Source organism: Bradyrhizobium sp. SZCCT0148 (genome assembly GCF_018129985.1).
In the GTDB taxonomy this organism is placed as follows: domain Bacteria; phylum Pseudomonadota; class Alphaproteobacteria; order Rhizobiales; family Xanthobacteraceae; genus Bradyrhizobium; species Bradyrhizobium japonicum_H.
This window is the reverse complement of the sequence record NZ_JAFCKT010000005.1, coordinates 237,164-246,558: the sequence shown is the minus strand read 5'-3', so window position 1 is coordinate 246,558 and position 9,395 is coordinate 237,164. Positions and strand designations below refer to the sequence as shown.

The following is a 9,395-nucleotide window of genomic DNA, read 5'->3' as shown; positions in this document are numbered from 1 at the left end:
CGGGGGCCTGCATGGTTCGAGACGGCGCTTCGCGCCTCCTCACCATGAGGGTTAAGCAGCGCCTTTGCCGCTATCCCCTCACCCCGCATAGGCCTTGTCGAGATCCGCGATCACGATCTTCCGCATCTTCATCATCGCCTGCATGACACGATTGGCCCTGGTCCTGTCGGGGTCGCCCAGATAGCGGCCGAGGGCCGACGGCACCACCTGCCAGGACAGGCCGAACTTGTCCTTGAGCCAGCCGCAGCGGGATTCCTCGCCGCCGTCTGCGGTCAGCGCATTCCAGAAATAGTCCACTTCCGCCTGCGTCTCGACGCTGATGAAAAACGACACCGCCTCGTTGAAACGGTATTGCGGCCCGCCGTTGAGCGCGTGGAAGCGCTGGCCCTCGAGCTCGAACACCGCCATGAAGTCGCTGACGGTCTCGACCTCGGCGTTGGGAAACACCGATTTGTAGAAGGCCACGGCCTCCGGGACATTGTTGTCGAACCAGAGAAACGGCGTGATGGACGTCATGTTCGGTCGCACCTCGGCTGGATGGATCCGCGTCGATCGCGGCATCCCCCGGAGGACGAAGAGCGGGACCGGCATCCGACAGGCCGGGCAAGATTTTTTCCGGTCGTTCTGGATGAGACTCGCGAGGCGTCGGCTTGTCGCGTGGGTACGCGCTGCAGATGCGCTTTGCGCATCCGCAAGGCTAACCCACGCTAAGGCACCGTGCGCTACCGCATCGTGATCGCAAGCCCGCTGAGATCCGCATTCGCCATCAGGCCGGTCTGGGTGCCCGACAGCTCCAGCACCGCACCCTTCTGGTTGCTCAGCACGATGGCGCGGGCGCCGCGGCCGATAGCGAGGCCGGCTCCGGCGGCGCCGTAGACGCCGGCAACGTCGGAGGGACGGTTGATGTTGGAGACGCGGCCGCGCAGCACGGTCTTGGAGCCGCCGAACACCAGGCCGTAATCGAGCCCGCCGGTCGACAGCGCATAGGAGCGGCCGCGGAAGTTCAGCACCCCGGAGCCGCCGGAGCCGCCGATGATCCAGCCCGCCTTGTAGATCGTCAGCACCACGGTGCCGCCGTCGGCGAAGGCCGAGGTCGAGAGGCCGGCCAGGGCGACGATGGCGACCAGCGCGGCGCGGCAAGAGGATGCGAGCTTCATGGGTGTCTCCGGGGGCTATTTCTCAAGGAGAGGAATCGAATCAGACGCAGCGAATGTACAGGATGGATCGGGGCGGCAACATGATGGGCGGAGGATGTGGGCCGCGGACTTAGCTTCCCCCTGTCATCGCCCGGTTCAACCGGGCGATCCAGTACGCCGAGACGGTTGAGATTGAACCGAGCAGCGCAGGGACTTCGCCTGCAGCCATCCTTCGAGACGCCCGCCGTTGGCGGGCCCTCAGGATGAGGACTGAGTGCTTTGCGCGAGTTTCAGCGGGCTCAGATGCCAGTAAGCCTCATCCTGAGGAGACCGCGAAGCGGTCGTCTCGAAGGACGAGGCGTGCGCTCCGCTTACGCAGAGAGCCATATGCGATTGCCCTGCGGTCAAGCCGGGGCATGACCGCGGAGATGAGGGCGAACACCACCGTAGCCATCATGACATTCTGCCCTTGATTTGCCCGACGGAGCAACCCGAAATTTTCGCTTTTTACGAATGAGAAAAACCGAATGATCTCCGCAACATCCCTACTGTGCATGGGGTTGTTTTCGCGTTTTTTTGGTTTGAGCCTTCCTCGCCTGCCGCTACGCTCACGGACCACGAGAACACTCTTCAAGGTGATCCCATGCCGATCCAGCATTTCGCACCCCCGTCGCACGTCAAGGCGCCGCCGCTGTCGTTCGCGACGCGCGTCGGCGATCTCCTGTTCGTCTCCGGCATTCCCGGCTTCGACGCCAGCGGCGCGCTGCCCGAGGGTTTTGAGGCGCAGTTCGCCAATGTCGTCGTCAACATCAGGCGCGTGCTGGACGAGGCCGGCGCCACTTTCCGCGACCTCGCCAAGGTCAACGTGCTCCTGACCCGCGCCGCCGACGTCGCCGCCATGAATGCGCTCTATGCCGGCGCCTTCGGCCCGCCGCCCTACCCGGCGCGCACGACCTGCGTGGTGCAGGCGCTGCCCGATCCGAAGATGCTGATCGAGATCGAGGCGGTGGCCTCGCTGGCGAAGTGAGCCGCCTTCCGCGTGTGGCTTGCCGGGCACGCGGCCAAACCAAATGCTCGGGGAACAGCTGACATGTCCGTGAGGGGCAGCTCCCCGGCTTGCAAAGGACCTGCTTTTACCGCACGAATTTTGCGATCTGACGTCCCCTCAAGGAGATATTTCATGCGTCGCGTTCTTGCGCTCTGTGCCGTCGCCGGCATCGCCACTTCCGTCTTCGCCGTGCCGGCCTCGGCCAAGGTCGGCTATTACGTGATCCGCTGGGACAACACCGGCATCTGCCAGGTCTGGAACGAAGACCTGAAGTACAAGCCGTTCCAGTTCGGCGTGTCGACCTACAAGGTCGTCAGCAAGCCGCTCCCGACCTTCCAGGCCGCTTCCGACGTCCAGATCAAGCTGCGCGCCGAGCGTCGCTGCACGCTCTGAGCGTTCGCAACGAACCGGATTGCGAGGGCGGGTCGCGCGAGCGGCCCGCCCTCTTCGTTTTTGCGAGACCATCTTTTTCCCGGCCGAAATCAGCTATTTCCGTCCACGCGCTTTGAACCTGACCAGCACGCGGAACTACTCACATCTTGTCCGGCGCGCATCCCCAAGCGTCCGGGGCCAAGCCCTCCCCGTGATTGCCGGGAGGCGCATCACACCATTCTTTTGAGGAGCTGATCATGCGTCGTATTTCCGTGCTGTGCGCTGCCGCCGGCCTTGCCGTCACCGCCTTCGTCGCGGCGAGCCCTGCACAGGCCAGCTATCACCTGATCCGCTGGCAGGACACCGGCCTGTGCCAGATCTGGGACGAGAGCATCCCGACCACGCCGTGGCCGGCCGGCTATCACCGCGCCAGCGCCAGCGTGCCGACCTTCATCGACGCACTCGCAGTGAAGGACGCCGCGTTGAAGAAGGGCCACTGCAAGTGGTGAAATAATCGATCGGCGGACGAAGAACGGGCAAGGACGCGGGCATGCGTCCTTGCCCGTTTGCGTTTGAATACCGAACTCCTCACCCGCCCTTATGCGCACCGGGATGGATCAGGACGTCGCGGGCGGCGGCGAGGTCGATGAAGGCTTGCGCGCTGCCGCCGCGGTCGGGATGCATGCCCTTGGCGGCGCGGCGATAGGCCTGGTTGATGTCCTCGCAGGTGAGCTGCACCGAGAGCGGCAGGCCGAGTACCTTGCGGGCGCGATCCTCGCTGGACAATTGTTTCGGCGCGGCATTGCGGCGGCCGAAGCGCGGCGCGGTCAGATCATGAACGACGTCGAGCACCACACCGAGACGGCGCTGGGCCGCCAGCGTGACGCCGTGATCGTCATTCTCGACCGCCTGGCGCAACACCGGAAGCGCCTGCTCGGCGGCCTGGCGCAGCGTTGCATCCGGGCTCATCCGCGCGATCTCGGCCACGAGCCGCCCCGCCTCGGCCCAGTCGGCCGAATGCGCCGACCGCAGGCGTTCGAGGGCGGGTTTCCAGGATTCGAGCCGTTCCATCATGCGCGCAACGTTTAGCAATGAAGATCAGTATGCCAAGGCCGCCGTTTCCGACCCCTTAATTTCGAGTTAGCGTTTCGTGAAACTTCGAAACGAAATCGGGAGGAATATGCATGGCATTGCTCGCAAACCATATCGCCGTCGTCACAGGGGCCGGCTCCGGCATCGGCCGCGCGATCGCCGCCGGCTACGCCCGCGAGGGCGCGCAGGTGGTGCTGCTCGACGTCAACGCCGACACCGCTGCAGAGGCCGCCGGAGAGATCCGCAAGGCGGGCGGCAGAGCCGAGAGTTTTGCGCTCGACGTGGTCAGGCGCGAGGATTGCTTCGCGCTGGCCAGGCAGGTCGCCGACAAGGTCGGGCAGGTCTCGATCCTCGTCAACAATGCCGGCATCACGCGCCGCAACGCCTTCACCGCGGAGACCGAGACGGTGGCGAAGGACTGGAACGACATCATCTCGCTCAACCTCAACGGCGTCTTCAACGTGACGCAGGCCTTCCTCGCACCCTTGCGCGCGAGCAAAGGTCGCATCGTCAATATCGGCTCGATCCAGTCCTTCGTGCATCTGCGCACGCCGAGCTCGGCGGCCTATACGACGTCGAAGCACGGCGTGCTCGGCTTCACCAAGGCGCTGGCGGCCGAGCTCGGCAAGGAGGGCGTGCGCGTCAACGCGATCGGGCCGGGTTTCATCGAGACCAACATCAACGCCAATGTGCGCGCGACCAATCCGTCACTGGTGCAGGCCTTCGTCGACCACACCCCGCTGGCGCGCACCGGCAAGCCCGAGGATATCGTGGGTCCCGCGATCTTCCTCGCGTCTGACCTGTCGGCCTATGTCACGGGAACGATCGTGATGGTGGACGGCGGCTATCGCACGGTGTGACGGGACATCACTGAGCCGCCGCCAATCGCGGCGGCTTCGCGGCATTCCCGAGGTCATCTGGTGCGATCGTCCGCGATTAACCTTTCGTTAACCAAACCCGACCACCGTGGATCTACGGCTTGGGGGTCGTTTGTTCTCGATCCGCTTCCAACGATGGCAGCGGGCGTTGATCGGGGAGTATGTCGATGACCACTGTTCATGTCGCTGCGTCCGAACCGGGCGCACAATTCCTTGCCCCTCACCAGATCGTGCCGCTGCTGATCGGTGCCACCGTCGACGAGGTCGAGCGCGAGCTCGTGCTCCAGACGCTCGCGCGCTGCGACGGCAACCGCACCCGCGCATCGCGCGTGCTCGGCCTGTCGGTGCGCACGCTGCGCAACAAGATCAGGATCTACGCGGCGTCCGGCATCGACGTGCCCGCCTATCAGGATTAGCGCCCGAGGATGCGCCGCTGAATCATTCCGCCGATGATGACCGCAAGCGCGACCATCGCGACGAAGGCGGCGATCATCTCGATGGCGCGGAGGAAGAAGGCCGTCATGACAGCCCATGACGGCTGCGGCTCCTCGGCGAATGCGACCGGCACGATGTCGGGCACCAGCCGGTGAGCCAGGCCAAGCGCTGCTGCAAGGACGACGGCGAACAGCCAGAAGATCTTCCACGCCGCGCGCATCGGTCGCTCCTCGCCAGGAGTTGTGGCCGCACGATCGATGACACGGCAGTGCGTGCCGCGGATTGATGTTGATCAAGCGCGGCGAGATGTCCGGGCGGAATTGCTGCTGTCGTCAAACGCCGCTAAGTAGCTTGCTTCCGGTCAAGGGAGCAGCGGCGTGGCAGACGAACAGAAGCGGCAGGGACCTCAAGGTCCGCGCGGACGGCAGGGCGAGCCAGGACGGCCGGGGCCGCAGGGGCATCCGGGCCGCCGCGGACCCGATGGCGCACGCGGCAAGCCGGGTCCGCAGGGCAAGCCGGGACCGATCGGAAAGGCCGGACCTCAGGGCAAGCCCGGTCCGCAAGGCAAGCAGGGCGAGGTCGGTCCGCGCGGCGCCGCCGGCGCACAGGGGCCTGCCGGAGCGCAAGGACCTGCCGGACCGCAGGGGCCGGCAGGGCCGCAAGGCCCGCGCGGCGAGGCGGGGCCGGCCGGTCAATTGCCCTCGATCGAACAGGTGCTGCCCTGGCTCGAGCAGCTGTTCGACGCCTGGGACGAACGCCGCCGCCAGCGCGAGCGCGACGCCGCCGAACGCGAGGCACTGGAGGCCACCGAGCGCGCCGCGCTGGAAGCCGCGGTGCAGGAGACCGACGTGGACATGGTCGACGACGATAGCGACCACGCCGATGGCGACGAGCACAGGAAGAAAAAGAAAAAGAAGAAGCACGGCCACAAGGATTAGTGGCTCCCTGCCCCGGACGCCACGCTGACGCGCTGCAACGCGTCGGGGACACGCTGGAGCATCAAGACGTACCGGTGAAGTCATCCTTGTGCGGCAGCATGCCCATGCGCTCGAACTGCCAGCGCATGGCGCGATACCAGAGATAGCCGACCGCTGCGCCGCACAGGGCCAGGATCACCACGTTCCCGCTCGAGAACGAGCCGCTCCACCACATCATCCACGCGGTCCATAGCAGCGTGAAAACGATGGCACCTGCTTTCAAGGGTAGAAGGGGGCGGCTCATGGTCCTGCTCCGGGCTATCAAAAACCCCGGCAGACATCATCGCAGAAAGTGGCGCCTCGCTCCGTGAGCCAGATCACGGAAGGCGAAGCCGCAGCCCGCTAGCCAAACCGCAACCGCGAGCGCTCCCTGGCCCTTTCCGCCTCGACCTCGCGGTCGCGCGCCGGCGCATGGGTGTGCAGCGAGGTCAGAAGAGTTCGCGCGGCCTGCGAGACCTCGGCCACCGCGCGGTCAAACGCTGCCTCGTTGGCCTGCGACGGCTTGTTGAAACCGGACAGCTTTCGCACGAACTGAAGCGCGCTGGCGTGGATCTCATCCTCGGTCGCCGGCGGCTCGAAGTTGAACAGCGTCTTGATGTTGCGGCACATGCGGGGGCCTCCTTCCGGATGTTTCCTTGAAGACGATCGACGGAGCCAAAATACTACATCCGTCCGCGCAGTTCTGCTAAGTTCCGCCGCAACGCGGTCGCCGACCATGAGCCGCACTGGGGAGAGAAACATGAAGGCTTGCTACGCCGCGCTGTCGGCTGTCCTGCTGACTCTTTCGACGCCGGTCTTCGCCGCCGATTTTCCGACACCCAGGCAAGGCGACTGGATCGCCAGGGACTTCAAGTTCCACACCGGCGAGACCATGCCCGAGCTGAAGCTGCACTACACCACGGTCGGCGAGCCCTCTGGCCAACCGGTGCTGGTGCTGCATGGCACCGGCGGCTCCGGCACCGGCATGCTGGGGCCGACATTCGGCGGCGAGATGTTCGGCCCGGGACAGCCACTCGATGCCACCAAATATTACATCATCCTTCCTGATGGCATCGGCCACGGCAAATCGTCGAAGCCCTCTGACGGGATGAAGACAGCTTTCCCGAAATACAATTACGACGACATGGTCGAGGCGCAATTTCGACTGGTGACGGAAGGCCTCGGCGTCAAGCATCTGCGGCTCGTGATCGGCAATTCGATGGGCGGCATGCACACCTGGCTGTGGGGCGAGAAATATCCGAAGGCGATGGACGCGCTGGTCCCGATGGCCTCGCAGCCGACCGAGATGGCCTCGCGCAACTGGATGATGCGGCGGATCATGCTCGATACCATCCGCAACGATCCCGACTACAATGGCGGCAATTACACCAGCCAGCCGCGCATGATGAAATACGCAGCCACCGCCTACGGCATCGCCAGCATCGGCGGCACGCTGGCCTATCAATCGCAGGCGCCGACCGCGGCCAAGGCCGACAAGATCGTCGATGAACGGCTGGCGACGCCGATCACGGCTGACGCCAACGACTTCGTCTATCAATGGGAGTCCTCGCACGACTACAATGCCGGCGAGAAGCTGGAGGCAATCGAGGCCGCGCTGCTCTTGATCAATTCCGCCGACGACGAGCGCAACCCGCCCGAGACCGGCATCACGGATGCGGCCATGAAGCGGGTCAAGAACGGCCGACTCTATTTGATCCCGGCGAGCGCAGAGACTCGCGGCCACGGCACCACCGGCAATGCGAAATTCTACAGCGAGCAAGTCAGGCAATTCCTGGAGAGCACGCCACAGCGAATGATCGAATCGGCAAACCGCTGATTTTGCATCGCATCATGTGCGGCACATCGAAGACGCATATTATTTGGGCATGCAATGCGCAGACAGCTCGGGCTTAATCGCGTCAACGATGGAATCGACGCGGGCGAGACGCGCGCGCGACGATCAGGACGCGACGAGGAGGGATCGCATGCACAGGCTCGCACTGTGCGTCTGGCTGGTCGCGATGACGGCGCTGACCAGCGCCGCGCTCGCTTTCGACAACGGTCAATACGACCACGTCCCGCCCGACATCCGCGCATGGTTCAAGAGCGTCATCGCGCCGAACGGCGTGCCCTGCTGCGACGTGTCCGACGGTCATCGCACCGACTATGATGTCCGCGGCGGCGCCTATTGGGTGCCGATCGAAGGACAATGGATGCAAGTGCCCGAACGCGCCATCATCCGCGATCGCGGCAATCCGGTCGGTCAGGCCGTGGTGTGGTACGTCCACCACCGGGGCGCCATCATCATCAGTTGCTTCGTGCCGGCGGACGCAGTCTAGCGCACGATGGCGCCTTCGTTCCGCGCGTGCTAGTTCGGGAGATGGCCTCTGAACCCGACCGCAGGCGCGCGGTGATGCGCTTCGCTCTTGCCGCACTCTACATCGCTGCCGGGTTTGCGCATCTGGCCGTCCCCGACAGATTTCTTGCGATCACGCCGTCCTGGGTTCCATTCCCGGTAGAAATCATCCTCATCACCGGCGTTGGTGAAATTGCCGGATCGATCGCATTGCTGACGACACCGCTTCGCTGGTGGGCAGGCGTGGCTTTCGCGCTCTATGCGCTTTGCGTTTGGCCGGCAAACATCAAGCATGCGCTGGAGGGGATCGACCTTCCTCCCATCCCCAACAGCTGGCTTTACCATGGGCCGCGCCTGGTGCTTCAGCCCGTGCTGATCTGGTGGGCGCTCTACTGCGCCGACGTGATCACATGGCCGTGGCAGCGACAAAGGGGATAGCCGGGCGGCCGGAGAATGATAGTCTCGGCACGTCAATGAAGGAGACCTCCGTGACCCAGCTTCGTGCCGAAGATCTCGCCACGATCTATGCCGAACCAAGCGCGCGCGTGATCGCGAAAGCGCGTCCCGCGATCGATGCGCATGCGAAGAAGTTCATCGAGATGTCGCCGTTCTGCGTGCTCGCGACATCGGGCGCAGACGGCAGCGTCGATGCCTCGCCACGCGGCGGCGGCACTGGCTTCGTCCACGTCGCCGGTCCCAACCAGTTGCTGATGCCTGACCGCTCCGGCAACAACCGGATCGACAGTTTTCGCAACGTGGTCGAAGGTTCGGGCTTCGTGCATCTGTTGTTCTTCGTGCCAGGGATCGACGAGACGCTACGCGTCGGCGGGCGCGGCACGCTGTCGGCCGATCCGGATCTGCTCGCCGCAATGGTGGAATTCGGCAAGCCGCCGCGCGCGGTGCTGAACGTCGCAGTGAGTGAAGTCTATTTCCACTGCGGCAAGGCGCTGATGCGCTCGAAGCTATGGTCGCCCGAGAAAGTGCAGCGCTCGGTGATGCCCAGCATCATCACGGTCGTTCACGAGCAGACCGGCCTTGGCGAGCCGGCGAGCCAGGAGGCCGTGGAAGAGATCTACAAGACGCAGTTGTAAGTGGTGCGTGGTCCCTGCCCGGGGCTCGTGC

The 9,395-nt window shown here is 64.7% G+C and carries 16 protein-coding genes; 10 read left to right on the top strand and 6 right to left on the bottom strand.

The features are described from left to right. Positions 1-78 precede the first annotated feature (78 nt). On the bottom strand, positions 79-516 hold the full coding sequence (locus JQ580_RS18155) for a VOC family protein (protein ID WP_212281415.1): 438 nt from the start codon (positions 514-516) through the stop codon (positions 79-81). A gap of 206 nt (positions 517-722) precedes the next feature. Continuing rightward, entirely contained in the window at positions 723-1,157 is a 435-nt protein-coding gene (locus tag JQ580_RS18150; RefSeq protein WP_212281414.1) for a hypothetical protein, read from the bottom strand. Positions 1,158-1,779: 622 nt separating this feature from the next. Between JQ580_RS18150 and JQ580_RS18145 the strand changes: the two genes are divergently transcribed. The 3 genes from JQ580_RS18145 (at position 1,780) to JQ580_RS18135 (ending at position 3,065) form a co-directional block, all read left to right on the top strand. Then, a complete protein-coding gene (locus tag JQ580_RS18145) occupies positions 1,780-2,163 on the top strand; it encodes a RidA family protein (RefSeq protein ID WP_212281413.1) in 384 nt (127 codons plus the stop codon). A gap of 153 nt (positions 2,164-2,316) precedes the next feature. After that, positions 2,317-2,577, top strand: a complete 261-nt coding sequence (locus JQ580_RS18140; RefSeq protein ID WP_212281412.1) for a hypothetical protein — start codon at positions 2,317-2,319, stop codon at positions 2,575-2,577. A gap of 236 nt (positions 2,578-2,813) precedes the next feature. After that, positions 2,814-3,065 (top strand): hypothetical protein, encoded by a 252-nt coding sequence (locus JQ580_RS18135; protein WP_212281411.1) that lies wholly within the window; start codon positions 2,814-2,816, stop codon positions 3,063-3,065. Positions 3,066-3,144: 79 nt separating this feature from the next. On the opposite strand, the gene JQ580_RS18130 is transcribed toward JQ580_RS18135, so the two are convergent. Continuing rightward, the gene (locus JQ580_RS18130) at positions 3,145-3,630 is read right to left on the bottom strand and encodes a J domain-containing protein (RefSeq protein ID WP_212281410.1); all 486 of its coding nucleotides are present in this window, start codon (positions 3,628-3,630) and stop codon (positions 3,145-3,147) included. A 110-nt stretch (positions 3,631-3,740) separates the two neighbouring features. On the opposite strand from JQ580_RS18130, the gene JQ580_RS18125 reads away from it, so the two are divergent. Both JQ580_RS18125 and JQ580_RS18120 read left to right on the top strand, forming a co-directional pair. Further along, positions 3,741-4,508: an SDR family NAD(P)-dependent oxidoreductase gene (locus JQ580_RS18125; protein WP_212281409.1), complete on the top strand. Its 768-nt coding sequence runs from the start codon at positions 3,741-3,743 to the stop codon at positions 4,506-4,508. 185 nt (positions 4,509-4,693) lie between these two features. Continuing rightward, positions 4,694-4,942 carry a helix-turn-helix domain-containing protein gene (locus JQ580_RS18120; RefSeq protein ID WP_094977837.1) on the top strand — a complete coding sequence of 83 codons (249 nt, stop codon included), beginning with the start codon at positions 4,694-4,696 and terminating at the stop codon, positions 4,940-4,942. On the opposite strand, the gene JQ580_RS18115 is transcribed toward JQ580_RS18120, so the two are convergent. After that, a complete protein-coding gene (locus tag JQ580_RS18115) occupies positions 4,939-5,181 on the bottom strand; it encodes a hypothetical protein (protein ID WP_212281408.1) in 243 nt (80 codons plus the stop codon). The genes JQ580_RS18120 and JQ580_RS18115 overlap by 4 nt on opposite strands. Positions 5,182-5,338: 157 nt before the next feature. Here JQ580_RS18115 and JQ580_RS18110 point away from each other — a divergent pair, with 157 nt between their 5' ends. Beyond that, positions 5,339-5,899, top strand: coding sequence for a collagen-like protein (locus JQ580_RS18110; RefSeq protein WP_212281407.1), 561 nt, complete (start codon positions 5,339-5,341; stop codon positions 5,897-5,899). A gap of 61 nt (positions 5,900-5,960) precedes the next feature. Here the strand turns inward: JQ580_RS18110 and JQ580_RS18105 are convergent, their stop codons facing one another. Both JQ580_RS18105 and JQ580_RS18100 read right to left on the bottom strand, forming a co-directional pair. Then, positions 5,961-6,182, bottom strand: coding sequence for a hypothetical protein (locus JQ580_RS18105; protein WP_212281406.1), 222 nt, complete (start codon positions 6,180-6,182; stop codon positions 5,961-5,963). A 98-nt stretch (positions 6,183-6,280) separates the two neighbouring features. Beyond that, positions 6,281-6,547 (bottom strand): DUF2277 domain-containing protein, encoded by a 267-nt coding sequence (locus JQ580_RS18100; protein WP_212281405.1) that lies wholly within the window; start codon positions 6,545-6,547, stop codon positions 6,281-6,283. Between the two features lie 130 nt (positions 6,548-6,677). On the opposite strand from JQ580_RS18100, the gene JQ580_RS18095 reads away from it, so the two are divergent. The 4 genes from JQ580_RS18095 (at position 6,678) to JQ580_RS18080 (ending at position 9,364) form a co-directional block, all read left to right on the top strand. Then, entirely contained in the window at positions 6,678-7,754 is a 1,077-nt protein-coding gene (locus JQ580_RS18095) for an alpha/beta fold hydrolase (RefSeq protein WP_212281404.1), read from the top strand. Between the two features lie 148 nt (positions 7,755-7,902). Further along, positions 7,903-8,256, top strand: a complete 354-nt coding sequence (locus tag JQ580_RS18090; protein WP_212281403.1) for a hypothetical protein — start codon at positions 7,903-7,905, stop codon at positions 8,254-8,256. Positions 8,257-8,297: 41 nt separating this feature from the next. Next, positions 8,298-8,711: a DoxX family protein gene (locus JQ580_RS18085; protein WP_212281402.1), complete on the top strand. Its 414-nt coding sequence runs from the start codon at positions 8,298-8,300 to the stop codon at positions 8,709-8,711. 50 nt (positions 8,712-8,761) lie between these two features. Further along, positions 8,762-9,364: an MSMEG_1061 family FMN-dependent PPOX-type flavoprotein gene (locus tag JQ580_RS18080; RefSeq protein WP_212281401.1), complete on the top strand. Its 603-nt coding sequence runs from the start codon at positions 8,762-8,764 to the stop codon at positions 9,362-9,364. Positions 9,365-9,395 lie beyond the last annotated feature (31 nt).

What these genes read in the sequence shown, in the direction of transcription:
- JQ580_RS18100 (WP_212281405.1), bottom strand. Translation starts at nt 6,547, where the DNA reads ATGTGCCGCAACATCAAGACGCTGTTCAACTTCGAGCCGCCGGCGACC.
- JQ580_RS18105 (WP_212281406.1), bottom strand. Translation starts at nt 6,182, where the DNA reads ATGAGCCGCCCCCTTCTACCCTTGAAAGCAGGTGCCATCGTTTTCACG.
- JQ580_RS18120 (WP_094977837.1), top strand. Translation starts at nt 4,694, where the DNA reads ATGACCACTGTTCATGTCGCTGCGTCCGAACCGGGCGCACAATTCCTT.
- JQ580_RS18140 (WP_212281412.1), top strand. Translation starts at nt 2,317, where the DNA reads ATGCGTCGCGTTCTTGCGCTCTGTGCCGTCGCCGGCATCGCCACTTCC.
- JQ580_RS18085 (WP_212281402.1), top strand. Translation starts at nt 8,298, where the DNA reads ATGGCCTCTGAACCCGACCGCAGGCGCGCGGTGATGCGCTTCGCTCTT.
- JQ580_RS18125 (WP_212281409.1), top strand. Translation starts at nt 3,741, where the DNA reads ATGGCATTGCTCGCAAACCATATCGCCGTCGTCACAGGGGCCGGCTCC.
- JQ580_RS18090 (WP_212281403.1), top strand. Translation starts at nt 7,903, where the DNA reads ATGCACAGGCTCGCACTGTGCGTCTGGCTGGTCGCGATGACGGCGCTG.
- JQ580_RS18150 (WP_212281414.1), bottom strand. Translation starts at nt 1,157, where the DNA reads ATGAAGCTCGCATCCTCTTGCCGCGCCGCGCTGGTCGCCATCGTCGCC.
- JQ580_RS18135 (WP_212281411.1), top strand. Translation starts at nt 2,814, where the DNA reads ATGCGTCGTATTTCCGTGCTGTGCGCTGCCGCCGGCCTTGCCGTCACC.
- JQ580_RS18155 (WP_212281415.1), bottom strand. Translation starts at nt 516, where the DNA reads ATGACGTCCATCACGCCGTTTCTCTGGTTCGACAACAATGTCCCGGAG.
- JQ580_RS18115 (WP_212281408.1), bottom strand. Translation starts at nt 5,181, where the DNA reads ATGCGCGCGGCGTGGAAGATCTTCTGGCTGTTCGCCGTCGTCCTTGCA.
- JQ580_RS18145 (WP_212281413.1), top strand. Translation starts at nt 1,780, where the DNA reads ATGCCGATCCAGCATTTCGCACCCCCGTCGCACGTCAAGGCGCCGCCG.
- JQ580_RS18130 (WP_212281410.1), bottom strand. Translation starts at nt 3,630, where the DNA reads ATGATGGAACGGCTCGAATCCTGGAAACCCGCCCTCGAACGCCTGCGG.
- JQ580_RS18095 (WP_212281404.1), top strand. Translation starts at nt 6,678, where the DNA reads ATGAAGGCTTGCTACGCCGCGCTGTCGGCTGTCCTGCTGACTCTTTCG.